General features: G+C 45.0%; 22 protein-coding genes. 13 read left to right on the top strand and 9 right to left on the bottom strand.

Features of this window, described 5'->3' with window-relative positions; translation table 11 throughout:
* Nucleotides 1-8 precede the first annotated feature (8 nt).
* A complete protein-coding gene (locus ACFI6L_RS10885; RefSeq protein ID WP_462573979.1) occupies nt 9-1,145 on the top strand; it encodes a purine nucleoside permease in 1,137 nt (378 codons plus the stop codon).
* 14 nt (nt 1,146-1,159) lie between these two features.
* On the opposite strand, the gene ACFI6L_RS10880 is transcribed toward ACFI6L_RS10885, so the two are convergent.
* The 3 genes from ACFI6L_RS10880 to ACFI6L_RS10870 all read right to left on the bottom strand — a co-directional run bounded on the left by ACFI6L_RS10880 (nt 1,160) and on the right by ACFI6L_RS10870 (nt 6,571).
* Nucleotides 1,160-3,163 carry a PAS domain-containing hybrid sensor histidine kinase/response regulator gene (locus ACFI6L_RS10880; RefSeq protein ID WP_342340624.1) on the bottom strand — a complete coding sequence of 668 codons (2,004 nt, stop codon included), beginning with the start codon at nt 3,161-3,163 and terminating at the stop codon, nt 1,160-1,162.
* Between the two features lie 159 nt (nt 3,164-3,322).
* Complete coding sequence (locus tag ACFI6L_RS10875; protein WP_014949080.1) at nt 3,323-4,243, bottom strand: diguanylate cyclase; 921 nt, start codon at nt 4,241-4,243, stop codon at nt 3,323-3,325.
* A gap of 222 nt (nt 4,244-4,465) precedes the next feature.
* On the bottom strand, nt 4,466-6,571 hold the full coding sequence (locus ACFI6L_RS10870; protein ID WP_014949079.1) for a two-component system response regulator: 2,106 nt from the start codon (nt 6,569-6,571) through the stop codon (nt 4,466-4,468).
* Between the two features lie 451 nt (nt 6,572-7,022).
* Between ACFI6L_RS10870 and ACFI6L_RS10865 the strand changes: the two genes are divergently transcribed.
* Complete coding sequence (locus ACFI6L_RS10865; RefSeq protein WP_462573978.1) at nt 7,023-7,385, top strand: Hpt domain-containing protein; 363 nt, start codon at nt 7,023-7,025, stop codon at nt 7,383-7,385.
* Between the two features lie 331 nt (nt 7,386-7,716).
* Here ACFI6L_RS10865 and ACFI6L_RS10860 read toward each other — a convergent pair whose 3' ends face one another.
* Entirely contained in the window at nt 7,717-8,715 is a 999-nt protein-coding gene (locus ACFI6L_RS10860; RefSeq protein WP_462573977.1) for an adenosine deaminase family protein, read from the bottom strand.
* 322 nt (nt 8,716-9,037) lie between these two features.
* Here ACFI6L_RS10860 and ACFI6L_RS10855 point away from each other — a divergent pair, with 322 nt between their 5' ends.
* Entirely contained in the window at nt 9,038-10,369 is a 1,332-nt protein-coding gene (locus tag ACFI6L_RS10855) for an NCS2 family permease (RefSeq protein WP_462573976.1), read from the top strand.
* Between the two features lie 107 nt (nt 10,370-10,476).
* On the opposite strand, the gene ACFI6L_RS10850 is transcribed toward ACFI6L_RS10855, so the two are convergent.
* The 3 genes from ACFI6L_RS10850 to ACFI6L_RS10840 all read right to left on the bottom strand — a co-directional run bounded on the left by ACFI6L_RS10850 (nt 10,477) and on the right by ACFI6L_RS10840 (nt 12,410).
* On the bottom strand, nt 10,477-10,734 hold the full coding sequence (locus ACFI6L_RS10850; RefSeq protein WP_101566567.1) for a DUF3862 domain-containing protein: 258 nt from the start codon (nt 10,732-10,734) through the stop codon (nt 10,477-10,479).
* Nucleotides 10,735-10,834: 100 nt separating this feature from the next.
* Complete coding sequence (puuE, locus tag ACFI6L_RS10845; RefSeq protein ID WP_462573975.1) at nt 10,835-11,764, bottom strand: allantoinase PuuE; 930 nt, start codon at nt 11,762-11,764, stop codon at nt 10,835-10,837.
* Between the two features lies 1 nt (nt 11,765).
* Complete coding sequence (locus ACFI6L_RS10840) at nt 11,766-12,410, bottom strand: TetR/AcrR family transcriptional regulator (protein ID WP_462573974.1); 645 nt, start codon at nt 12,408-12,410, stop codon at nt 11,766-11,768.
* A 408-nt stretch (nt 12,411-12,818) separates the two neighbouring features.
* Between ACFI6L_RS10840 and xdhA the strand changes: the two genes are divergently transcribed.
* From xdhA to ACFI6L_RS10805, 7 genes are read left to right on the top strand one after another with little or no spacing between them, the layout of a single operon-like run.
* On the top strand, nt 12,819-14,264 hold the full coding sequence (gene xdhA, locus ACFI6L_RS10835; RefSeq protein WP_462573973.1) for a xanthine dehydrogenase small subunit: 1,446 nt from the start codon (nt 12,819-12,821) through the stop codon (nt 14,262-14,264).
* The gene (gene xdhB, locus ACFI6L_RS10830) at nt 14,257-16,623 is read left to right on the top strand and encodes a xanthine dehydrogenase molybdopterin binding subunit (protein ID WP_462573972.1); all 2,367 of its coding nucleotides are present in this window, start codon (nt 14,257-14,259) and stop codon (nt 16,621-16,623) included. The genes xdhA and xdhB overlap by 8 nt, the downstream gene beginning before the upstream one ends.
* A complete protein-coding gene (gene xdhC, locus ACFI6L_RS10825) occupies nt 16,620-17,519 on the top strand; it encodes a xanthine dehydrogenase accessory protein XdhC (RefSeq protein ID WP_462573971.1) in 900 nt (299 codons plus the stop codon). The genes xdhB and xdhC overlap by 4 nt, the downstream gene beginning before the upstream one ends.
* Nucleotides 17,509-18,012: a 2-oxo-4-hydroxy-4-carboxy-5-ureidoimidazoline decarboxylase gene (uraD, locus tag ACFI6L_RS10820; protein ID WP_239301650.1), complete on the top strand. Its 504-nt coding sequence runs from the start codon at nt 17,509-17,511 to the stop codon at nt 18,010-18,012. Before xdhC ends, uraD begins: the two co-directional genes overlap by 11 nt.
* A gap of 58 nt (nt 18,013-18,070) precedes the next feature.
* Nucleotides 18,071-18,397, top strand: a complete 327-nt coding sequence (uraH, locus tag ACFI6L_RS10815; RefSeq protein ID WP_014976192.1) for a hydroxyisourate hydrolase — start codon at nt 18,071-18,073, stop codon at nt 18,395-18,397.
* 5 nt (nt 18,398-18,402) lie between these two features.
* Nucleotides 18,403-19,695 carry a guanine deaminase gene (guaD, locus tag ACFI6L_RS10810; RefSeq protein ID WP_014976191.1) on the top strand — a complete coding sequence of 431 codons (1,293 nt, stop codon included), beginning with the start codon at nt 18,403-18,405 and terminating at the stop codon, nt 19,693-19,695.
* 47 nt (nt 19,696-19,742) lie between these two features.
* On the top strand, nt 19,743-21,002 hold the full coding sequence (locus ACFI6L_RS10805; protein WP_462573970.1) for a urate hydroxylase PuuD: 1,260 nt from the start codon (nt 19,743-19,745) through the stop codon (nt 21,000-21,002).
* 43 nt (nt 21,003-21,045) lie between these two features.
* Here the strand turns inward: ACFI6L_RS10805 and ACFI6L_RS10800 are convergent, their stop codons facing one another.
* Complete coding sequence (locus ACFI6L_RS10800; RefSeq protein WP_462573969.1) at nt 21,046-22,323, bottom strand: diguanylate cyclase; 1,278 nt, start codon at nt 22,321-22,323, stop codon at nt 21,046-21,048.
* A gap of 293 nt (nt 22,324-22,616) precedes the next feature.
* On the opposite strand from ACFI6L_RS10800, the gene ACFI6L_RS10795 reads away from it, so the two are divergent.
* Complete coding sequence (locus ACFI6L_RS10795) at nt 22,617-22,892, top strand: putative quinol monooxygenase (protein ID WP_014949064.1); 276 nt, start codon at nt 22,617-22,619, stop codon at nt 22,890-22,892.
* 49 nt (nt 22,893-22,941) lie between these two features.
* On the opposite strand, the gene ACFI6L_RS10790 is transcribed toward ACFI6L_RS10795, so the two are convergent.
* A complete protein-coding gene (locus ACFI6L_RS10790; RefSeq protein ID WP_014949063.1) occupies nt 22,942-23,301 on the bottom strand; it encodes a winged helix-turn-helix transcriptional regulator in 360 nt (119 codons plus the stop codon).
* A 296-nt stretch (nt 23,302-23,597) separates the two neighbouring features.
* On the opposite strand from ACFI6L_RS10790, the gene ACFI6L_RS10785 reads away from it, so the two are divergent.
* Nucleotides 23,598-24,089 (top strand): (2Fe-2S)-binding protein, encoded by a 492-nt coding sequence (locus ACFI6L_RS10785; RefSeq protein ID WP_014976187.1) that lies wholly within the window; start codon nt 23,598-23,600, stop codon nt 24,087-24,089.
* A complete protein-coding gene (locus ACFI6L_RS10780; protein WP_462573968.1) occupies nt 24,086-26,383 on the top strand; it encodes a xanthine dehydrogenase family protein molybdopterin-binding subunit in 2,298 nt (765 codons plus the stop codon). The genes ACFI6L_RS10785 and ACFI6L_RS10780 overlap by 4 nt, the downstream gene beginning before the upstream one ends.
* Nucleotides 26,384-26,389: the final 6 nt, after the last annotated feature.

The following is a 26,389-nucleotide window of genomic DNA, read 5'->3' as shown; positions in this document are numbered from 1 at the left end:
AGTACTAAATGCATCTTTCTTTTTATCCACTGCTTAAACAAAAACGGTCTGCCTTTTTCAACGCTTTGCTTATATTGGCTATGTTTTTGGGTTTCTGTAGCAGTAGTTATTCTGCCAGTGTTAAAACCAATGACGCTAAGCCGCCAATGAAAGTGAAAGTTGTTGTGGTAAGTATGTTCGAAATTGGCAGCGACGAAGGCGACGCGCCTGGTGAATTTCAATTGTGGAAGGCTCGCCAGAAACTCACAACCCAATACCCTTTGCCTCATGGCTTTCACGATATTTACGCCAACCCTGATACAGGTGTAATCGGTATGGTTACGGGAATGGGCATTGCGCGCGCTTCAGCAGCAATAATGGCACTAGGTCTTGATCCTCGCTTTGATTTATCCCAAGCCTATTGGTTGGTTGCAGGGATCGCGGGAGTCGACCCAGCGGATAACACCATTGGAAGTGCAATTTGGACCGATTACGTAGTCGATGGCGACCTAGCACATCAAATTGACGCTAGAGAAATTCCGTCTCAGTGGAGTACGGGTTATTTCCCCCTCTTCACTCATGCGCCCTTTGAGAACGCTGACGCTGTAGACGTAAACAACAGCCCAAATGGCGAGGTGTACGCGCTGAACTTACCGTTAGCAAAGTGGGCCTATTCGTTGACAAAAGACACCAAGCTTTTAAACAACGAAGCGATGGATGCATTGAGAGACAAGTACACCAACTCAGCTAATGCGAGGGCACTTCCAAATGTATCTATGGGTGCGCATTTATCTGCTTCTACTTTTTGGCATGGCGAAAAACTAAATGCGTGGGCAAACGATTGGGTGGCATACTGGACGCAGGGCAAAGGAAATTTTGTTACCTCGGGCATGGAAGACTCAGCAACACTTCAAAGCTTGAGCTACTTGGACAATGCAGGGTTAGTCAACAAAGACCGCTTACTTATTCTTAGAACGGCGAGCAATTTTACCATGCAGCCACCATCGTTGAGCGCTGCGGAGAACCTAAAGTTAGAGAGTTCTGGCGATGGATATGCAGCAATGGGAGCCGCTATAGAAGCCGCCTATAATGTCGGCTCGCAGGTTACAGACTATATTGTAACGCATTGGGAAACCGTAAAAGATACGGCCCCTTCAGCGGAATAAACGTACTTTAACCTCTACGCTGTCACTGATTTAGCATTTAGTGCATGGCGCACCTGAAGGGTAACGTCATTTTGTACCACGGGCTTGGCAAGAAAATCGGCCATGCCCGCATTGCTACAATTAGTTTTATCTTCAGGCGTTGTATTTGCCGTTACAGCCACAATACGACCGTGTTTGGGCAATAAGTTTTCTTGGACAATAATCTTAGTCGCACTTACCCCATCGAGCACTGGCATAGCGCAATCCATGAATATAATGTCGTATTTTTTAGCTCGAGCCATTTGAACGGCCACTTCGCCATTTTCGGCTTCATCTGGAAGGTAATTAAACTTCTCTAGCATGGATGCAAGCACGAAACGGTTTATATCGTTGTCATCAACAACCAAAACGTTAAGAGGAACGCTAAGCAAGTCTGAAGAGAGGATAACGTCACTCTGCTTTTCTTTATCTAAAACTGCCATTTCTACAGGTATAGCAATATCGAAACAGGAGCCTTTCCCTGCGCTTGAGCGCACTTCAAGCTCGCCATCCATTTTGCCAACAAGTTGATTGACGATAGACAACCCTAAACCGTTTCCATTTAACTCCTCAGAGGCACTGGCGGTGTCGTTTTGAAATGGTCTAAAAATACGTGACAATATTTCATCACTCATGCCCACACCAGTGTCTTCAATTGACGCAAGTAAGATAGGCACATCGCCTTGGTGCTTTAACGTAACTTGCACCGAAATATACCCTTTCGGCGTAAATTTAACCGCGTTCGATAGTAAATTTGTAATGACTTGACTGATTCGGGCGGCATCTCCGTGAACATAAGTGTTTTCGTCAAAAGACAGCACCGCGTAAAGCCTTACGCCTTTCTCTGCACATTTTGTTTTAAATACATCCAGGATATCTTCAATTAACGAACGCGCACAAAAGTCGCTATATTTTAGTGAGAATTCGCCGTTAATAATGGACGTGTAATCCAAAACATCGTTTATAAGAGACAATAAGCGGTCTGCGCTATGAAGCGCCACATCCGCTTTACGCATTCGCACATTTTCTTTATTTTCGAACTTGAGCGCCTGCAGCATGCCGGTAATGCCATTAAGCGGCGTCTTTAACTCGTGGCTTATACGGGATAACAACATGCCACGTTCTTTAGACGCAGCTTCGGCTTCTCTTCTTCTCTCATCCAATTCAAGTCTAAGTTGCACCGACTTGTTTACGTTTTGGCAAGTCCCAAACAAACGAATACACTTTCCGTGCTTCATCTCAGCCATGCCGTGGGTTTCTATCCAAACTGAATTACCTTTGGCGGAGACAAGTTCAAGCGTTGCACTCCACGGTTCACCCGTAGCGACCGTGTGGGAGACAATGCGGTTTATCTCATCTCTATCAAACCCCTCTTTGTAGAAGTTGATAGCTGTTTCTAATGTGGGGACAAAGTCTTCTGAGACTTCGTGAATAAGCCGAGTTTGTGAAGACCAGCTAAGTGCATTAGTGGTCAAATCAACTTCCCATGTGCCTATGTTCGCTACGCTTTGTAACTTTTCGTACAACGTGTTTTGATTGGTCTCTGCTTTTTCGAGATGAAACTTATCCAACATCACGCTCAGGCAATCGTCTAACAGCGACAGCTTGTCGAGGTTTACCGACTGTTCCGGGCACGCATTAATAAAGACTAAGCAGACTTGGCTTCCATCTAGGGTATGAACACGGCCTCGAATGTATTTTTCGGCATTAAAATAAGTAGAAAACCATTGTTTAAATGCAGTAGAACACTTAGCGCTGTTTACAGGGAAACAGTTGTCTACAGGCACACAGGTAGAGAAAGAAGGGACCGACTTAAAGTTGGGTGCATACGCCGACGAAGCTTTAACCAATATATTAACTGTCTCTTCGTCCAGCTGTAAAAGTAAACCTTGAAACACGCCAAACGAATCGCAGCCTCGCTGTACCAAACTGGTTAGCGATGCCTTCAACTGGTGTTCCAGTTTCACATTCAAACTCGATTGTTCGTCAAAATAAACCATGGTTCGCTACCCAAGCGTAAAGACCACAAGATTCTTGCCGCCTTGCTCGATTCGTGCACAGCGGCCCCGCATTTATAATGATAGCTTGGGATTTGAATACGGGATATTAAACAATAGGCTAGAAATTCTATTTTTATGATGGGATATTGGGCGGTGGCCTCAGCCCTTGGCTTGGTTTCGCCCTAATTCTTTTGCTTCAAACAATGAAATGTCAGCGTCTTCTATAAGCGCAGCCACATCGTCTTCAACCACATCCGTAGCTTTCCAAACTGCAAAGCCTGCACTTATTGATACGCGACTTTCTATCCCTTTACCATGTGGAATGCTTGCATTGGCGACAGCCTCAACAAGCTGTTGTGCCACTAGCTTTGTGCCCTGATGGTCGATATAGGGGAGGACGACCAAAAACTCTTCGCCGCCAAAGCGAATAACGGCATCTTTCGGCCGTTTAACCGTATCCGATACAATTTGCGCCACTTTTTGAAGACAAATATCGCCTTCGAGATGCCCGTACGTATCATTGAAAAGCTTAAAATAATCGATGTCGATCATTATTGCTCCAACCGTACCTTTGTCTCTCGCAACTTGCTTAATGAGTAACGGAATTTCCTTGGTTAAATACGTACGATTGTACAAACCCGTTAGCTGATCGTGAAATGTCATCATTTCAAGGAATTCGGTGCGAAGCTTATTTTGCAGATGTGTTTTGATGCGATGCGTTAACGTAGAGGCGTTAACCGGTTTCATGACAAAGTCTGACGCCCCTACTTCCCAGCACGCATTTTCACTCTCAATATCCATTGTAGATGTAACGAAAATGACGGGGATATGATTCGTTTCAGGCGAGGCTTTTAAAGCGGTACAAACATCTAACCCATTAATGTCTGGCATGTTCATGTCAAGCAGGACTAGGTCAGGAAGGTTTGCCTCGCAGTAGGATATGGCTTCTTCTCCCGACTCGGCTGTAGCACAGGTAAACACCGACTCTAGGATGGATTCGAGCAGCATACGACTCATCGGCTCATCGTCCACAATAAGTACGTTACACTCTGCGTAGGGTTTTATTTCTTTTCGATTCATCAGGTACTTTTATTGTTACTACACCAAGGTGACCATTCTCGCTTGCGTTGTTTCTGCTTTTACAATATCAAAGTAATAACAACGCTTTACGCAAGTCTAACACCTTACATCCAAATTTGTATCGAAAAGTCAGCTAGTTTGCTTTCAAGTAGGTATGGTTTGAACGACAAGGTTATAAAGAAGAGACTATCGATTAGCACTCTACTCAGCGGCCAGTGAACTTTACGCTACTTGGCAATCATCGATGAACTTCGTGAAGAAATCCGCCATCGCCATAGGGCGACACATAAAATACCCCTGCCCTAAGTGACACCCAAGTGCTTTGAGCGCGGCAAAATGAGATTGGGTCTCTATCCCTTCGGCAACAATGGTTAACTCTAAGCTTAATGCTAAATGCACTATTGCCGTTACGATATCATGTGCCTGCTGTTCTTTATCCATATCAATAACGAAAGAGCGATCTATCTTAAGCACATTCAATGGGAACTGACGTAAATAAGAGAGACTTGAATAGCCCGTACCAAAATCATCCAACGCAATAGTAACGCCCAATGAAGCCAAGTCGTTCAGGATATCTCTGGTTTGTTCAAAGTCGTGCATTAAGGCTGATTCTGTTACCTCCAATTCTATAGACGACGCGGCGATACCCGCTTCGTTGATAATTTCAGCAACTTCTTTTGCGAACCCTGGGTTTGAAAGCTGTTTAGCAGCTACGTTTACCGCCACTTTGAAGTCTTGCCCCAATTCGTTGCATCTAGCGACAAACTCACAGCTTTTTTGCAACACTTGCTTACCTAACTGATGTATTAGCCCAGTCTCTTCTGCCAGCGGGATAAATTCATCGGGTCCAATAACTTTTCCATTTTCGTCGAACATTCTGACTAAGCTTTCCGCACTTAATACTGCGCTATCGTCAAAGTTATATTTTGGCTGTAGGTAAATGGCGAGACTGTCGTTCTCGATAGCATTTCTAAGCTTTACCTCCATCTCCACACGATGATGCATGGCATGCTGCAGGTCTTTTGAAAAGAAACTGAAAGTGTCTTTGCCTTTTGATTTAGAGCGGTACATGGCTGAGTCTGCATGGCGCATCATCTCTTCCGCATTAACAGCATCTTGGGGATAAAGGCTAATTCCAATGCTTAAGCTAAGTTGATGGGCCTTACCGTCTATATCAATGGGCTCTCTGCCCGCCTGCAAACACGCCATAGCAATACTGTCTGCACTGTAGCCCGAACCAATTTCAGTAAGTAAGCAGGCAAACTCATCGCCACCCACGCGGGCGAGCGTAGCGCTTTCTCCAACAACCTTTGCAAGGCGCTTTGCAATAGACGCAATAATATAGTCGCCGACTTGATGCCCCAGGCTGTCATTGAGGTATTTGAAATTATCGATATCGATTAACAGTAACGCTATGCTTTGCTTAGAGGTAAAACAACGAGTGATAGCTTGAACAACTCTATCGTGCAGCAGAACTCGGTTTGGCAGGCCCGTGAGCTGATCATGATTGGTTAAATGTGTCATCTTTACTGCCATTTCAATGGCTTCTGACACATCTTGGAAAACGATAACCGCGCCAGACAGATGGCCATCCTCATCAATGATGGGCGACGCTGTATCTTCTACCCTGAATACTTGATTGTGTCGGCTTACCAGCGTGGCGTTATAAGACATAGCTACCGGGCGCATCACTTCTAGTGCGTAAAGAGCGGGGTTTAAAAGACGCTCATTTGTCGAGGCATCTCTTAAATTCATAACCTCATCGATAGGTTTGCCAAGGGCTTCCGTTTCACTATAACCGGTTAACCTTTGCGCTACCGGATTAATAAAAGTTACATCCCCTGCTGCGTTAATTGAAATAACGCCGTCAGCTATAGATTTGAGAGTAATAGCAAGCTGCTTTTTCTCTGCTTCTAATTCGTGATTAACACGAGCAAGCTTCGTTTTTTGGTCCTGAATAGTGAGATGATTTCTAACTCGCATCTGGCACAACCCAATATCAATGGGCTTGGATATAAAGTCTATGGCACCTAACGACAATGCCACATGTTCATTTTCTGGATCGCTATGGGAAGTGACAAAGATTACTGGAATTGCTGCCGTTTCTGGACACGCTTTTAACTGCTTGCAGACCTCAAAGCCAGATAGCTCAGGCATGCTTATATCTAGAACAACCAAATCAGGAAGTTGTGCTTTTATCACCGAAAACGCATTCGCGCTTTGCGAGACCGTAACAACCTTTGCTAGAGATTCTACTGCACTTTCTAATAACAAGAGTGTTGTTGGTTCATCGTCAATGATGACTACTTTCTGTGTCTCATTATCCATGAGAAATTCCACACCATGTAACAAATATCAGAATAAGTATCGCCCGAGATACGTAAAAAAAAATTAGTCTTTAGTCTAGGGCCTGTTGACCTTTGGTGTACGAATTTTGGTCTAAATGGCAGCCTTTTAATCGCGGAACAGTCCTGCAAGCCTAGCGGGCTAAGTTAAAGGACTGTGACAAAGAGTAAAAGGCTTCCATAACGACCCCTTCGGGCAGCGCCTTTGTGCCATCTATACTGCGTTGAATGTTCTCGATTTAGAACCACTAGACCGTCAAACATTCGCCTTGTCTAGATGGCACACAGACCGCTGCAAAAATGTACAGCAAAGGTCAACAGGCCCTAGGTTTTGCTGGTTTATGAACCGCAGTATGCTAAGCGGCTGAACTTGCTGTTTTTTGTTTAGAACATTTATTGTACACTGGCATAACGCTTCAATTACGGTGGCACATATGGACACATCTAACTCAAACGATACGCCCACTCGAGAACAATTATGGAACCGCGATGCCGCAATAAGCAGGCTGGGTGGAAATGAGGGGTTATTGAACCGTATTGTTGAAATGTTCCTTGCGCAAATAGAACAAAAACAACAAGCACTTCAAAGTGCAGCGACCGCATTAGATGTTGAAGCTGTTAGATTCAACAGTCATGCTATGAAAGGTGTGTCGGGCGATGTAGGTGCCGATGCCATTCGGGAAAAGGCATCGTCTATTGAAAACAAAGCCAAGCAAGACGATTTAAGCGAAATCGTTCAAGACATCGCAGAATTAGACAGTTTGATTAAGCAAACTATTGCAGTCATGCAATCGTAAAATCACATTAGCTTCTCGCATTAATCGCCAGAAGCTAACGCGACTATCTTCCACTCCTCGCCTTGCTAGGGCCTGTTGACCTTTGTTGTACATTTTTGCAGCGGTCTGTGTGCCATCTAGACAAGGCGAATGTTTGACGGTTTAGTGGTTCTAAATCGAGAACATTCAACGCAGTATAGATGGCACAAAGGCGCTGCCCGAAGGGGTCGTTATGGAAGCCTTTTACTCTTTGTCACAGTCCTTTAACTTAGCCCGCTAGGCTTGCAGGACGGTTTCGCGATTAAAAGGCTTCCACTTAGACCAAAATTCGTACACCAAAAGTCAACAGACCCTAGGCTGAAAGAACCTTTTCAACAAGCTGATTTTTCTGCTCCTGCGGTAAAAAACTTGCCTTAAAGCTATTTGCTACCAACGTACGAATTGTTTTTTCGTCAATACCCAGAGACTGGTGCAACGCTTCAAAATTGTCATTTAGGAAGCCACCAAAATACGTAGGATCATCAGAGTTAACCGTGACCAGAAGCCCAGCATCAAGAAGCTGGACAATATTGTGGTCTTTCATATCATTTATCACACACAGCTTGAGGTTACTTAACGGACAAACAGTGAGTGGAATTTGTCTTTCTTTCAAGAGGTCCATAAGCGCTTCATCTTCTTGGCAGCGTACACCGTGGTCAATACGATCAACGTCCAATAGCTCGATGGCTTCCCAAATGTAAGATGCCGGTCCTTCTTCTCCAGCATGGGCGACAATTTTAAATCCCAGCGCTTTGGCTTTTTTGAATACGCGTTCGAATTTTGACGGCGGATGACCAAGTTCGGAGCTGTCTAACCCTACCGCTGTAATGTGCTTGTAATAAGGCTCTGCTGCAGAAAGCGTATCGAAAGCAGCATCTTCAGGCAAATGGCGAAGAAAAGACATGATTAAATAGCTACTGATACCGTATTCATCTTTTGCTTTTTCCATCGCCTTCAAAAAGCCTGGCATGAAAATATCGAAACCTATGTCACGCTCTGTATGGGTTTGCGGATCAAACATAATTTCTGTGTGGACGATATTGTCCTCATGACACCGCGTTAAGTATTCCCACATTAAGGCAAAGAAATCATCCTCATCGCGAAGCACGCCCGCCCCTGCATAATATAAGTCAAGGAAGCTTTGTAGATCTTCAAAGTTATACGCCGCTTCTATCTCTTCCACGCTAGCATAAGGAAGTGATACACTGTGCTTTTCAGCTAGGCGCCACATAAGTTCAGGCGTTAAGCTACCTTCTATATGCAGATGCAGTTCGGCCTTTGGAATGTTTTTAATTATTGATGACAGCGACATGGCCCCTCACTTATTTGCACCACAACAATGCAATGGCATTTAATTGGTGCGTAATAGTTTATCTTTAATGCTATCTGTAAACGAGTTCTATTGCTCATTTAGGTTTTGTTTGCGGTTTTTTTGACTTCATCTATGTTGATTACTAACCGTTTGGCTGGCTTTGTGCTGCCTGGCTAGTGACCTTGAGTCACGCAATGGCTATTAATTAGTCATTGTACTGAAAAGTAAGTTAGCACAAAACACACCAACAAGTTGACTAATTGGTCAGTTTATTGCTTTCAACGCACAAAACACACAATGAAATACTAACAGAGAACTCTTGATGTCCAACAACGTAATCGAACGGCTATTTAAGCTGCAGGAACACGGAACAACAGTAAGAACAGAGATCATTGCAGGACTTACTACGTTCGCAGCCATGTCTTATATACTCGTGGTGAACCCAGGAATTCTTGGGTTAAGTGGCATGCCCGTAGAGGGCCTAATTACAGTGACAGCAATAGCGGCGTGTATTGGCACTTTAATGATGGCGCTAATGACTAACTACCCTATTGCGTTGGCACCAGGTATGGGCTTGAACGCCTTTTTCGCGTTTACCATTTGTCTCGGTCGTGAAATTCCATGGGAAGCAGCGCTTGGTATTGTTTTCTGGAACGGCATTCTCTTTTTACTCCTTTCTCTCACCGGAGTTCGAACCAAAATAGCCGAGTCTATACCTCCTTCTCTTAAAATCGGCGTGCAGTGTGGCATAGGTTTGTTCATTGCCTTTATCGGCCTTAAAAATGCGGGGCTGATTGTTGATAATCCCGCAACCTTCGTACAGCTTGGCGACCTTTCTGAGCCAGCAGTAATGTTAGCGCTCATCGGCATTATCTTTACTATCGTTTTGATGGTGAAACGCGTTACAGGCGCTATCTTAATCTCTATCGTAACACTCACCTTAATTGGTGCTTTTATCCCCACTGAAAACGGTACCTTAACTGCAACGCCTTCTGCTGTAGTTGGCATGCCAGAATCTATTTCAAACACTTTTATGGCAATGGACTTTTGGTACCCAATTGATCACCTTGCTGAAACGTGGGACCTCATTTTCGCACTTATGTTTGTGAACATGTTCGATACCATTGGCACCTTAATCGGCGTATCTCGAAAAGCCAATCTACTTACTCCCGAAGGCAAGCTACCGAAAATTGGCTCAGCAATGACAGCCGATGCATCAGCGAGTATTGCTGGCGCATTAGTGGGTACATCTCCAGTAACTAGCTATGTGGAGTCCGCTACGGGCGTATCGGCGGGCGGCAGAACCGGGCTTACCGCAGTAGTGGTTTCTGTCTGCTTCTTACTCTCGCTATTTTTAACACCGCTAATGAAAGTTATCCCGCTAATGGCCACTACGCCAGCGCTATTGATGGTAGGTATTTTAATGATGGAATCGATTCGACAGGTTGATTTCGACGACTTAGGTGCGTTAGCCACTGCTTCTGTTGCACTTATCGCCATGCCGCTCACATTCAGCATTAGCGAAGGCATTGCCCTTGGCTTTATTACTTATGTTGGCGTTAAGGTAGGTACGGGAAAATTTAAAGAAGTAACACCGCTCACTTATGCACTGGCGATTGTTTTCTTATTACGATACTTATTGGATTTAAAATAATTCAACGGCGCTTATTGCGTGCCTGTAAATTAACGCTTTAGATACAAAAAAGGTGGCTTTCAACGCCACCTTTCCTTTTTAAATTAAGCAAGTAAACAGGATATCGTTTACTTCAGCCCATCATAAGTGAAAGTAACAGCTTTATCACCCATAAAAACGATTTTAACGTGCTTACTGTCTTCCTTGCCCCACGTACATGCCATGGTACCCATTGTTTTTCCGCAGTTGTCAGCTGAACCCAGAATTGCTTCAACTTCGTCCTGAGACATACCCATTTCTAATTTATCGTAGTTTTCTTTAGTCAGCTTTGAGCATGCTGTCAGCGCTAGCGCCCCAAGGGCAATAATGGCTAGTTTTGTTTTCATGGTTTTGTCCTTTATTAAGTGAAGGCGATAGCGCTCCATTTGTTTCACTTTCGTCTCTTCACTTTACTGTACTTCAAATATAGTAGGCGTACTGTAAACGCTACGTACGCGGCTTGTCACCACCATCTTTAGGATGAAGCTCCAACCAGTGACGGGCAATTTGCTCTCGTGTCGCTAGCCATACTTTATCATGAGACTTAACGTACTCGATAAAGCGCTTAAGTGCGGCGAGTCGAGCAGGCCGTCCTATTATGCGATTATGAAGGCCGATAGATAGCATCTTAGGCGCTTCTTCTCCTTCTTCATACAACACGTCAAACGCATCTTTTAAGTAGGTGAAAAACTGTTCCCCACTGTTGAAGCCCTGAGGCGTGGCAAAGCGCATATCATTGGTGTCTAATGTGTACGGCACCATCAATAACGGCTTGCTGTAATGGCAGTCGTAGTAAGGTAAGTCGTCAGCATATGAATCGGCGCAATATAAGATATCGTCGCGCTCTGCAATCAACTTCAGCGTATTCGGACTCGTTCTTCCTGTATACCAACCTACAGGTTTACTGCCCGTTAACTGCTCATGAAGAATAATCGCCTCATCAATTTGTTTACGCTCTTGCTCTTCGTCCATGTCTTGATAATGCACCCAGCGCATGGCGTGGCTGGCGATTTCCCAACCAGAATCCATCATGGCTTTTACTACGTCAGGGTGTCGTTGCATAGCCATAGTGACGCCAAACACAGTAACTGGAATGTCGTATTTATTAAGCAAACGGTGTAAACGCCAAAACCCTGCACGACTGCCGTATTCGTAAATAGACTCCATGCTGAGGTGGCGATCTTTATACGCTTGTGCGCCGATAATTTCCGATAGGAATATTTCCGACGCCTCGTCACCATGAAGCACGCAATTTTCGCTACCTTCCTCGTAATTTAATACGAACTGAATCGCGATTTTTGCGTCGCCCGGCCACTTAGCGTGAGGTACATGTTGACCGTAACCAACCAGATCACGAGGGTAAACAGACTCTGTCATGCTACACCTCGAAGTTTTCTGGCACAGATAACCCACAGCCACCGAGCACGAGTTTTACCACTTGTTTTGTAGCGTCTTCAAAATCTAATTTTGTCATCTTTTTACCGCGTAGACGGGTTATTTGCGCAGAGAAGTCAGCATAGTGCTGGGTACTCGCCCAGATTGTGTAAAGCAAGTATTCACCTTCAACAGGTGGCAGTTTGCCGGCCTTTACCCATGCATCAATAACCGCAAGTCGCCCTTTCATCCAAAGCGCATGCTCTTCATCAAAGTAGCCACTTAAGTTTTGTGCACCATTGATAATTTCCATCGCAAAGATCTTAGAGGCCATTGGATGCGTTCGCGACACTTCCATTTTCTCGGCGATATAATTGGCGAGTACCTCGGCTGGGTCGTCTTCTACTGTGGCTTTATCAAAACGTGAGTTCCACAGCGAGAGGGTTTCTTCTAGTACCGCTACGTAGAGCTCTTGTTTTGTTTTGAAATAATACAAAACGTTAGTCTTAGGAAGTCCTGCTTCATCAGCAATTTTTTGTACTGCTGTGCCTTTGAAGCCAAACTGTGCAAAACATTTTTCAGCGGCTTGGAGTATTTTTCTTCTGTTCATAGCGCCAACGCCAGCGTCAGCACTTTTTACCTTCATCATTATTATTAAAATTCCTTTGCAATCTACTTTGCAAGCGCACGGGCAGTATAAATGCTGCATGCCTTTTCGATAGGTTAGCATTTATTGCCGACGAGTTGCTATGCTCTTATAGATCATACATACCCTATGCAGGGAGTGTTAACCATACTAAAACACGAATTACGCGAATAGTTCAAAACCTTGCACGAATCTTGCCTTATTCTTTATTAACAAATCGACGTAGTGTTTAGCAAAAGAAAAATAGAAAGGTATCACTTCTTTTTTTCCAATCAAATTTGCGCAAAATCATGGCCTTTTAGAACTCGGCCTTTTTTTATAAGCAATAAATTGACCAAATGGTCTACTTTTATTGAAAAAATACAGCTATATTAATGAATACAAGAATGAATTTAACAAGAAGGTGTGAGTATGATTCGCTTTCTAATAAATAACGATGTCGTTGAATTAAATGAAGCGCGGGCCGACCTCACCCTTCTACAATTTATTCGCGAACATCGCAAAAAAACAGGCACAAAAGAAGGCTGTGCAGCAGGAGACTGCGGTGCATGTACCGTAGTACTTGTGGAACCAGCCTCCTCAAATAGCGCTGCAAAACTTAATTATCGAACAGTGAATAGCTGCATCACGCTAATGAGTGCAGTTCATGGGAAGCAGCTTTTATTTGTTGAGCATTTGAACGATGGTAAACACTTACACCCCGTACAGCAGGCGTTAGTTGATCACCATGGTTCTCAGTGTGGCTTTTGCACACCTGGTTTTATCATGTCGATGTTTGCCTTATATCACAGCAATACAAAACCAAATCGCGACGATGTGCTGCACGCTTTATCAGGCAACTTATGTCGCTGCACAGGCTACCGCCCTATTATCGATGCTACGATGGAGGTGTGCGAACAAACACCTGTTGATCAATTCACTGCACGCCAAGCTGCCACCCTTTCTGCATTACTGTCATTATCTGGTGAGAAACCCACTGGTACGGGCAATATCCATACGCCAACGTCTCGCGAAGAACTGAAGACTCTGATTCAAGCGCATCCAGCTGCACAGCTAGTCGCTGGCAGCACGGATTTAAGCCTTCAGTTCACGCAACAGCTAAAAGATGTAGAAACGCTTATCAGTGTGACGCATATTGATGCACTAAAACAATGCACCAAAAGCGAGCATTCTCTTATTCTTGGTGCAGCTGTACCGCTAAATGATGCGGCACCTTTAATACTAAATGCATTTCCGCAAGTGGCTGAGCTTGTTACCCGATTTGCCTCGTTGCCTATCCGCAATCAGGCTACCATTGGCGGTAACGTGGCTAACGCTTCCCCTATTGGTGATATGCCACCGTTACTACTCGCGTTGAATGCCATACTGCATTTAGATAACGGCGAGAGCGTTCGTATGATCCCAATTAGCACATTCTTCACAGGCTATCGCGAGACCATGCTGGCGAAAGATGAATGGATAAGTGCAATAGAAATACCATTGAAACAGCCCAATCAAGCATTAGCTGCATATAAGATATCGAAACGATTTGAAGATGATATTTCTGCAGTATGCGCCGTATTTAATGTCACACTCGACAACGGCAAGGTAGAAGCCATTAGCAGTGGCTTTGGTGGTGTAGCAGCAGTTCCGTCAACCTGCAATGCGTTAGAAAACGTTTTGAAAGGTAAGCAGTTCGCTAGCAACGAATGTTTAACGTTGGGCAAACAAGTCTTATTCGATGCATTTTCACCTATCGATGATGTGCGCGCTACAGCCCAATACCGTAAAACTGTTTTAGCTAACCTGTGGCATCGCTTCTGGTTAGAGAACCAAACAGCAAACCAAATTGAAACACGGGTGGTGCAGCATGCGTAAGTTAATTGATGCCCCTAATCCACTGCAACAAAACGACAAGCAAAGTGTCGTTCATGTATCTAAAAAACACGAGAGCGCAACACGCCAAGTACAAGGCAGCGCAAACTATGTTGACGATGTTATTGAACCTCAAGGCACTCTTTATGCTGCAGTTGGTGTAAGCCAATGCGCAAAAGGTACGATTAACTCGATAAATCTTGACGCTGTTCGCCAAAGTGAAGGCGTTGTAGATGTGGTTACGATTGACGACGTGCCTGGCCATAAAGATATTGGACCTGTGTTCGAAGGCGATCCGTTACTTGCTAATGGCGAAATCAAATTCTTCGGTCAGCCTGTATTTGCAGTGCTTGCCACTTCGGTAAACCTTGCCCGACAAGCTGCGCTAAAAGGGAAAGTAGAGGTGAGTGAAGCCAAACCTATACTTAGTGCCGAAGCTGCCCACCAGCAGCAAACGTTTGTGCGTCCCCTACATCGGTTTGGCCAACATACTGACCGCGTTGAAAGTACATTTGAAAAAGCGATCCACCAAGCACATGGCACGCTCAGTATTGGTGGACAGGAACATATGTACTTAGAAGGACAAGTGAGCCTTGCGATCCCTGATGAAGAAGATCGCATGAAAATCTATACGTCTAGTCAACATCCCAGTGAGGTACAAAAACTCGTTGCCGAAGTGCTAGATGTAAAATTGCACCGTGTAATGGTAAACATGCGACGTATGGGCGGCGGCTTTGGCGGAAAAGAAACGCAAGCCGCGCAATGGGCCTGTATAGCGGCTTTACTGGCATCGCGCAATCAATGTGCGGTTAAGCTTCGCTTACCACGCTTCACCGATATGCATGTTACTGGCAAACGTCACCCGTTCGAAAACGAGTTCGACGTGGCCTTTGACGAGACAGGTAAAATTGAAGCCACCCGCATGACAATCAATGGTATTTGTGGGCACTCGCCTGATTTATCTGACGCCATTGTCGATAGAGCCATGTTCCATGCGGACAACGGTTATTTCTTAGGTGATAGCGACATTATTGGCCACAGATTGCAAACCAATATGGTATCGCACACCGCTTATCGAGGTTTTGGCGGACCGCAAGGTATGATTATGGCTGAAGCCATGATTGATAAAATTGCCCGTGCTATTGGCAGCGACCCCCTATCGGTAAGAAAACGTAATTTATACGGCCCCACGACAGGTAGTTTTACCCCCTACGGAATGAAGGTAGAACATAACCTTCTGCCCGATATGATTGCCGAGCTAGAAGAAACCGCTCAGTATTGGCAGCGCCGTGAAGCTATTGCAGCGTTTAACCGCGAAAGCCCGGTGATTAAGAAAGGTTTAGCGCTAACGCCTGTTAAGTTTGGCATTTCATTTACCGCGAAGCATTTAAACCAAGCTGGCGCTTTAGTGCACATTTATACTGATGGTAGTATTCAGGTGAACCATGGTGGTACTGAAATGGGCCAAGGGCTTCACACCAAAATAGGCCAAATTGCAGCCAATGAATTTGGACTAGATTTGGATATGATTGAAGTCACTGCCACACGCACTGACAAAGTACCTAACACTTCACCAACAGCTGCTTCAAGCGGCACTGACTTAAACGGAAAAGCCGTACAAAATGCGTGTATTACGCTAAAAGCCCGTTTGGCCGAGTGCTTTGCCAAAAGCTTAGGTCTAGAGGACCGCGCTGGCGACGTGCTATTCATTAATGAGCACGTGGTATTGGATGAGCACAAAATTACCTTTACCGAGCTTGTGCAGCAAGCGTATTTTGCTCGTGTATCTTTGTCTTCAAGCGGTTTCTACAAAACCCCAAAATTACAGTATAACCGCGACACCGGTGAAGGCCGTCCGTTTTTCTATTTTGCCTATGGCGTCTCAATGAGCGAAGTCTCTGTCGATACACTTACCGGTGAATATACGGTAGATAAAGTTAACGTACTCCACGATGTTGGCAACAGTCTTAACCCTGCCATTGATATTGGCCAAATAGAAGGCGCGTTTATTCAAGGTATGGGTTGGCTTACCACAGAAGACCTTAAATGGAATGAAGCGGGTAAGCTGATAAGTGAAAATATGGCGACCTATAAAATTCCAGCTATTGGCGATACGCCAAAAGAGTTTAATGTGAAGCTGTTTGGTAGAAAGAACGCTGAAGACAGCATTTACCACTCAAAAGCGGTTGGCGAGCCACCATTTATGCTCGCTATTTCAGTGTGGTGCGCCCTTAAAGACGCCATATCTAGCCTATCTGGCTACACAGTTGATCCGCAACTAGATACACCAGCCACACCAGAACGGGTGTTAAATGCAGTAAGTGCTATGCAGCATTCTTCCAGTCGAGGCGGTGTTTTATGACACTCACTGCAGCAAAGTCATCTCGCGCGCCCCAATCATTTCGTGCAACAAACTGGTATGAGGGAATAGCCGAATGCCAAGCGCGTAATGAAGGCTATGTGCTTGTGACTGTGATTGGCACTGCAGGCTCTACACCTCGTGAACCCGGGAGTAAAATGGTAGTTACCGCTTCACAGAGCATCGATACCATTGGCGGAGGGCACCTTGAGTTTGATGCCATTGCCCGCGCACGAGAGTACCTTGCAAAAGGCGAAGCATGCACTGAACTTCACAGCTACCCGTTAAGCAGTTCTTTAGGACAGTGCTGCGGCGGCGCAGTAAAGGTGCTATTTGACGTGTGTAACGTTCATCAGCAGCACATCGCCATTTTTGGTGCTGGCCATGTTGCAAAAGCATTGGTGCCTATTTTGGCTCAATTGCCTGTACGCATTTCGTGGATAGACAGTCGCGAGGAACTGTTTCCATCGTCTTTGCCAGCCAACGTGCACAAAGTCGTGGAAGAAGCACCAGAGAGCGAAGTTAGACACCTTGATGAGAACAGTTGGCTGATTATACTCACCCACGATCATCAATTGGACTATCGCATTACAGAGCAGGCGTTAAAGCAACCTTCCCTCCCCTTTGTTGGGTTAATTGGTTCAGACACCAAAGCAAAGCGCTTTATTACCAAGCTGACTCAACGTGGGTTTGACGACAACGCGCTGGCAAGGCTATTTACGCCAATAGGTAACCGAGATATCCCTGGCAAGCAACCAATTGAAGTCGCCGTTTCTATATCTGCGCAAATTATCGAACGTCTTCATGAAAAAGAAGTAACGGCAGGCAACAGTAACAAATACAGTGAGAAACCCGCTACAGCGCTTCACAAAGAAAAGGACACCACCAGTGACACTTAAAGAATTAAATACGCTAAGCGCTGAAGAGGCGTCATCTTGGTTTGAGCAATGCTGCGCGGCGAAAACCTGGGTTTATCAAATGGTAAAAGCACGCCCCTACAGCGACAAGAATGCACTTGTTAATCAAGCGAAGAGCGCGTGGGCCAAGTGCAGTGATGACGACTACCTTGAAGCTTTTACGGCACACCCCATGATTGGCGACGTTGATTCGTTGCGCAAAAAGTTTGCAAATACCAAAGCCATTGCTGCGGGCGAGCAGTCGGGTACAGCCAGCGCGTCCGAAGCCGTTTTACACCAGTTAAAAGAAGCCAATCACGCCTATTTAGACAAGCACGGGTTTATCTTTATTATTTGTGCCACCGGTCTTTCTGCGCAGACTATGTTAGAAGCATTACAAGCTAGGCTACCCAATACCACACAGCAAGAGATTACCAATGCTGCTGCAGAGCAAATAAAGATAACCCTATTGCGTATTAACAAAGCGCTGGATTAACCCCCGTATTTTCAAAAAAATGGTCAATACGCATTGAATAGTTTTTAAGGAAAACAGTATGAATACGCTTTCTAGCCACGTACTCGACACTACATTAGGTAAGCCAGCACAAGGCATTGCCCTTACACTTACACTACCTGACGGTAGCACCCTTTCGGGTGAAACGGATAATGACGGGCGTTTTAACAACTGGGGCGTTGAAGACGGTTTTGCCGCAGGCGTTTATACCCTGCGCTTTCACTGCAAGCCTTACCTTGTAGAAACGCATGGCAAAAGTTTCTACCCACACATTGATATTACATTTGAACTTGATGAGAATGGCGGTCATTATCATGTGCCACTTCTTATCTCTCCATTCGGTTTCAGCAGCTACAGGGGCAGCTAACAAACATGCAGCTTTTTCGTGCAAGCATTGCGCACTTTCCTAACCAAACTACACAGTTCGATAATGACATCGCTATATTCAAAGACGGTGGTTTGTTAGTAGACAATAAAGAAATAAAAGACATTGGCACATTTGAAGAGATAGCAAAGCGCTACCCTGCTGCCACTGTGACAGATTTTTCAGGCAAGTGGATTTTGCCAGGTTTAATAGACAGCCACCTGCATTATCCGCAAACACAGAGCATAGCTCATTATGGCGAACAGCTGTTGAGCTGGCTTGAAAACTATACGTTTCCCACAGAAATGCAGTTTGCTGACAGTGAACACGCTAAAACCATTGCTAACGTATTTTTGCGCCAATTGCTAAAGAACGGTACTACCACAGGTTTTGTTTTTACTACGGTTCATAAAAGCAGTAGCCACGCATTATTTAGTGCAGCAAGCGAAATTGATATGGCAATTGTGGCCGGTAAGGTATGTATGGACAGGAATTGCCCTAGTGCGCTTAATGACTGCGCCGACACAGCACAAGCTGACAGTGCAGAATTAATCGAAGCTTGGCATAACAAGGGCCGCAACCGCTATGCGCTAACGCCCCGTTTTGCGCCAACCAGTACCGAAGCACAACTTGCTGCATTAGGGGAACTTGCCAAGCAGTATACCGACGTTTTCATTCAAACACACTTGTCTGAGAACTTAGACGAGATTGCATGGGTGAAGAGCTTATTCCCTAAAGCGGACGGCTATTTAGATGTATATGACACCTACAGCCTTGTGCGTGAACGTGCGGTGTTTGGCCATGGCATTCACCTTACGCCTAACGAATGGGCACGCTTAGGCGAAAGCGGCGCTACGGTGGCCTTCTGTCCGACATCTAACCTGTTTTTAGGAAGTGGCCTTTTTGATATGACCGCAGCGCGTGCTAACAAGGTCCATGTGGCCATGGCCACCGATGTGGGTGCAGGCACTACGTTTAACATGTTTAAAACCTACGGCGATGCATACAAGGTTAGTCAATTGCGCAGCGAGCCCATCAGCCCGTTAGAAGGCTTTTATCTTATGACCCAAGGCGCGGCCGTAGCTCATGCGCTTGATCATGAAATAGGCAACTTAAACCCAGGCACCACTGCTGACTTTATCGTTGTTGAGCCTAGGTTTGACGAATTGACACAATTGAGAATAAAAGAAGACGCGGACTTTGACGATGTGTTTTTTGCCTTGAGTATTTTAGGTGATGACCGCGCTATCGACCAAACGTGGATAAGCGGCACCTGCCGCTATAAAAAAGAACATCATTAATAACAGGCTGCTGTAGGGCCTTTTGGCCCTAAATAAGGAGAACAATAATGCCGTGGCTAGATTGGATAAGTTTATTTGTACGTTGGTTCCACGTTGTAGCGGGTGTAGCGTGGATTGGCGCGTCGTTTTACTTCATTTGGTTGGATAACAATCTACGCACGCCACCTAAATGGAAACAGGACAAAGGTATCAAAGGCGACTTATGGGCTATTCACGGTGGCGGCTTTTATGAGGTTGCAAAATACGCCTATGGCCCAGAGAAAATGCCAGAAACGCTACACTGGTTTAAGTGGGAAGCCTATACCACGTGGTTGTCGGGCTTCGCACTACTCATTATTGTTTATTACTTTGGTGCTAGCGCTTATCTTATCGACCCATCGGTAAACGCCATGTCACCGACCACGGCAATATCTTTAGGTTTAGGGTTAATCTTTGGCGGACTAGCCTTATACGAATTTGCGTGTCGCAGCCCATTGGCAAAATATCCACTCGCCTTCGGTATTGGATTAGTCGCGCTTGTTTGTATTGTCAGCTACCTGTCTACCCAGTGGTTTAGCGGTCGCGGTGCTTATATTCACGTTGGCGCACTTATTGGCACTATCATGGCAGGGAATGTCTTTTTCAACATCATGCCGAACCAGCGCAAAATGGTAGCAGCTGTAGCCGATAAGAAAGATATTGATCCTAATTGGGGGGCGAGCGCTAAATTGCGTTCGGTACACAATAACTACTTTACGCTGCCACTGCTGTTTATCATGATTTCAAATCATTACCCCATGACGTATCAACACCCGCAAAATTGGCTGGTACTCATTGCGATAATGGCCGCTGCCGCTTGGATACGTCATTTCTTTAACTTGCGTCATGTAGGCACCACTAAACCTGGTATTTTAGTGTCTGGCGCAGTCGCCATGCTAGCAATCGCCCTATGGGTATCATGGCCACAGTCGCCATCACATACATCGAATGAGGGACATGAAGATGTGAGCCTTGTCGATGAAGTAGGTAAAAAAGTAACGGCTAACAATGCAGTCATCCAAGCGAGTTCTGAAGTAAGCAATGAGCGAGTAGTAAGCTTAATTACAACCCATTGTGTGGGTTGCCACTCGCGCACGCCAACCGACGATATCTTTAAAGTCGCACCTTTAGGCGTAGTGTTAGATACATGGGAAGATATTGAAAGGTTTGCGCCACAAGTGGTTCGAAGAACCACTGTGACCAAAGACATGCCATTTTTAAACAAGACAAAAATGACAGACGAAGAGCGTCAGGAAATAGCGCGCTGGTTCGCTCAAAGACAAAAATAGAATGGCGAAAGCGATGTAGATATCGAGTCTCAGGAATAGCTGTCTACATCGCTTTATCAATCGCGGTTAAAACTTGCTGATAACGCTTTTTTCCGTACATTACCTCATCGGCCTTATCTAGCCATTCCTGCACGGTTTCAATCCCTTCGCTCCACTCAACCCAGCCAACACTGAAGCCAATTGGTACTACCTTATTGCCATCTACATTAACTTCAAAGTCGCTTTGGGCAACCCTATTAAAAAAAGCTTCCGTTTCCTTTTCACCCGTGCCATAGAGCAAGATGACAAATTCATCTCCTCCAATACGACCGAATCTATCACTATCACGCAGCAAACTACTCATTCTTTCAGAGAACTCAACAAGCGCCTTGTCTCCTACCTTGTGACCATATTTATCGTTAATTTCTTTGAATTTGTTTAAGTCTATATAAACAAGCGTTGACGTTTGTTGGCCACGATCCATACGAGAAATTTCGTCACTTAACTGGCTAAATATCTCTCTCCTATTGGCAAGTCCAGTGAGCGAGTCGGTTTTCGACAGGTGCTCTAATTTAGTAACGGCGCTCATCAGAGCTTGTTGCTGCGTTTTCTCTCTTGTTATGTCGTCGGCTGTACCTAAAATAAGCGACTGCATTTCACGGTCGTCAAATATCAAGCTTCCGCGATCGTGAAGGTACTTCACTTCGCCTTTCGAGTCGTATATACGATATTGAATATCCCAATTCTGCAAAGGGCGTTGACTGAACAGTTTTAACACCCGTGCTTTATCATCTTCATGTACATGATCAATAAAACTCATAGGGTTACAGTAAAGTTCGTACTCGTTGCGACCGAATATGTTTGAATAGCCATCGTTAACGTATTGCAGTTTAGACAAGTCTGGCGTCGCCACCCATATAAACGTTCTATCAGAAAATGCGCTAACAATTTTGCTAAACAAGGCATCAACTTGAAAGAGCTCAGACTGGATGCGCTTTTTCTCGTCGATATCTTCCACAATAGAAATAAAATAGTCTGGGTTGCCGCGCTGATCTCTTACTAAAGACACTGTTAACTTCGCCCAAACTTGCTCGCCATCGCGCCTTACATATCGCTTTTCAATCGCATAGTCATCAATATCACCTGCCATCAGGCGCTCTAAGTAACTTAGATCTTCATCAAGATAATCTGGCGCAGTTAATTCTTGAAAGGTTAACGTCGTTAGTTCTTCATCAGAATATCCTAAAAAATCACACAGTCGCTCATTTACACGTATAAAGCTTCCATCCACGCTTACGTGAGCGAGCCCAACAGGACAAAAGTGAAAAGTTTTTTCAAACATAGGGCATCGCCCCGTTCGGTAATTGCATTCCGTCGCCTCAAGAGGTGGCACTCAAAGGATAATGAGCACCCTTTTATACTTTAGTATAAATCATTATAGATTAACTTTTTTCATTCGCTAAAAAATGCATCTAAGAAAAAGGCTTAGATAGCGTCTAACTGCGACATAGCGGTAAAAGGCATTTGATGGTGGAGATTGCTTTTCACCTGAAAAAAGTTGCTAGTCAGCTTTAAACGCTAACCATTACTCCGTTAGTTGCCTATGTTAGCGTTTTTTCTCAATAGGACAGTAAAATGATCGAGTTTTCAGTCGTAATCTATTCTCAACCAAACCAACAAGATGCACTTTTAGACGCATTGTTACCCTTGGTTAAATCAAGCCGAGAAGAAGTCGGCGCAGTGATGTATGACCTACATGCAAGTGAAGAGGGTGTGTTTGTTATTACGGAGAAATGGCAATCTCAGGATGCCCTTGATGCTCATGAAGCTACTGAACACTTTGTTGGTTTCCAAGAAAAAGCCGGAGAGCTTGTTGAAAAAGTACTTCGATTACCGCTAGTGTCGGTCTAGCTCTTTATAAAGCAAATGCGGTGAGATAAATGCTCACCGCTAGCGGTATTCAATCATTCGTGTGGTTTTCAGACCAGACTCTTAGCTGTTCAAGAATATCTAGCGCTGAGCGCCCAAACTCGGTGAGACTATAAGCAACCGCAATTGGACGAGAGTCGATAACGTTGCGGATCACCATACCGTTGTTTTCCAGCTCTTTAAGGCGCTGATCGACCATCTTCCGGCTGGCGCCGCCAAGCATTCTACACAGGTCGTTAAATCTAACAGGCTCATCTTTGAGATGATAAATAATAGAACCCGTCCACTTTCCACCAATTAGGCGCATTCCACGCTCTATAGCACAAGGCTCTGTACAAGTATTTAGAACGGTTTTTCTACCCTTAGCGTCTGTTTTTATTTCACTTTCCATCTATTTTCCTAAAAAAACCACCTAGTTACTAAAAGTATACTAATTGTTTGTTTGAACAAGGTAACTAAAATAGACCACATAAGCAAGTTTGGCCTCTAGTATACCTTTAGTTAATTAGTCTAACTCCAATTCGAAAGGTTCATTCGGGCGTCTATGGAGTGAGGGGTTATTAAAGGGAGAGCCAACGCGGCCAGATTTTAATAATACCAATTAAAACAGGCAAAACAGACCGTTCAAACCAAGTACAGCGCCTTGGCGAGAGCATATTAAACATTAACTTCACGGTGACACAAACCATGATTGAATTTACGTTAAATGGAAAAAGAGTGCAGACAGATGCTGCATCAGATACGCCTCTCGTTTGGGTAATACGCGATGAATTTGGACTAAAAGGTACCAAGTTTGGGTGCGGTGTAGCGATGTGTGGCGCATGCACGGTACATATTGATGGTAACGCTATTCGCTCTTGCTCCTATCCCGTTTCGTTAGCTAAAGATAAGAACGTAAACACTATTGAAAGCTTCAACAACGCGCATCCGCTGCAATCTGCTTGGGTAGAAGAGCAGGTTCCTCAGTGTGGCTATTGCCAGTCTGGCCAAATCATGCAAGCAGCGACATTGCTAGATAGAAATCCAAACCCGAGCGACCAAGATATTGTTAATCACATGAGCACCAATTATTGCCGCTGTATGGCTTACGCGCGCATAAAAAAGGCGATTAAGCGCGCTGCAACGTCTTCTGTTCAATACTTTGATCCAACCGCTTCATCAGAAGGGGAAAACGCATGAGCATGAAAAATATCTCTCAAGAAAAGAAAGACATGATCAACTTATCTCGCCGGTCTTTTATAGTGGGATCAGTGAAAACGTCTTTATTCATGGCATTTGGTGCTGCCGCTATTCCATCCCTGCTGTCGGCGAAAGAAAGTATTGAAGCCAAACAGTTTTCTCCAAATATTTGGTTTGAAATGGATACAGATGGCAACGTTACCGTCAACATAGCCAAAGCGGAAATGGGTCAGCATATCGGCACGCCAATCGCTAGAATCTTGGCTGATGAGCTTGAGTGCGACTGGGAGAAAGTGTCTATAGTTCACGTTGATACAGACCCGAAATGGGGCTACATGGTAACAGGCGGCTCTTGGTCAATTTTCCATACTTACAAGCCAATGTCTCAGGCGGGCGCCGCTGGCCGCATGGTGTTAATTGATGCAGGTGCGAAGCTACTTGGCGTGCCTGCCGATAGTTGTAAGGCAGAAAAAGGCTTTGTTATCTCAGGTAACAAAAAAATTAGCTACGGCGATATCGTAGCGAATGGCAAAGTAGACAAAACATTCAGTGCAGATGAGCTTGCTGAATTGCCAATTAAACCGGGTAAAAAACGCCACCTTATCGGTGTTAACGCAGACTACAAAGCACTCGACATCCCGCCTAAAACTAACGGTACTGCGGTATACGGCATTGATGTGGAAGTGGAAAACATGCTTTATGCACGCCCCATTCTGCCTCCGACTCGTTATGGCAGTACAGTAACAAATGTCGACGACAGTAAGGCTAAGAGTCTACCGGGATATAAAGGTTATAAAGTGCTTACCGATCCGAGCGGTACTATCGAAGGTTGGGTTACTGTATTGGCTACAGACTACCCTACTGCGATAAAAGCTGTTGATTTGGTGAAAGTTAGCTACAACGCCGGTAAAACTGCCAATGTTTCTGAAGCTGATATACAAAAAGAAGGCGAAAGAATTGTACGCGATCGTAATGAAGGCACCGTTTTTGTAGATGAAGGAAATATAGAGCTGGCGCAAACAAAAGCGGCACAAACCATTGAAGCTTTATACACCACCGCGACTGCCAATCATTTCCAGCTAGAGCCACTTAACGCCATTGCTGAATTTAAAGGTGGTAAATGGCATATACATACGGGTAACCAGTGGCAGAGCCTAACACTTCCTACTGTAGCTAAAGCCGCAGAGGTCCCAGAAAGTGATGTAGTCCTTCACCAGTATTATCTTGGCGGTGGCTTTGGGCGACGCCTTTTTGGTGATTGGGTTGTTCCAGCTTTGCTTACAGCTAAAGCTGCTGGCCAGCCAGTCAAACTGGTGTTCATGCGCCCGGATGATACATTATTTGATCAACCCCGCTCTGCCTCTACTTCACTGTTTAATGCGTCGTTCGATGAAAATAATCAGTTTTTAGGCATGGAGCATGCGCTAGCGGCAGGCTGGCCAACACTAAAAATGGCACCAGGATTTCTAGCACCAGGAGTAAACGGTGAAGGGAAAGTCGATATGTTTTCGGCATCTGGTGCCGACCACTGGTACACCATGTCTCACCATCGCGCACGCGCGGTTAACAATAAGGTAGCGCAAGATACGTTTACGCCAGGTTGGCTGCGTTCGGTAGGTCAAGGTTGGATTGTATGGGGCTTAGAATCATTTATTGACGAAGTGGCAGTGAAAGCCAACAAAGACCCCGTCGACTTCAGACTTGCTATGTTAGATGGTAAAGGTAAACAAGGGGGCAAAGCGCCTGAAAGTGTCGGCGGTGCCACACGACTTGCCAATACGCTTGAAATTCTTAAGAAAAAGACTGCGAAAGTTAAACTTGGTGCTGATGAAGGCATTGGCTATAGCGTAAGTGCAGGTCAAGAACGCACTATGCCAGCTTGGCTCGCGACTGCAGCTCATGTTCACGTTAATAAGCGTACTGGAAAGATAACGGTTAAGAAGTTATGGGTTGTGTCTGATGCTGGTATTGTTATTCATCCAGATGGCGCAATGGCACAACTTGAAGGTTCACTGCTGTGGGGACTGAGCTTGGCACTGTTTGAACATAACGAAGTGAAAAACGGTCAGGTTTCAAAAACAAACTTACATACCTACCTTCCTCTACGTATGAACGATGTCCCAGAGATGGATATTGAACTTGTTGAAAGTGAGGAGTTTCCAGTAGGACTGGGTGAACCAGGCGTTATTGGTGTCGCGCCGGCTATCGGCAATGCCGTGTACCAAGCTATTGGTGTACGGCTACGTCATTTGCCCATGCTTGCTCAACACGTTACCGCAGCATTAAAAGCATAAGGGCAG

The organism is Alteromonas sp. G4i35 (genome assembly GCF_054960375.1).
The sequence above is the reverse complement of the archived record's forward strand: the minus strand, read 5'-3'. Positions and strand labels throughout refer to the sequence as shown.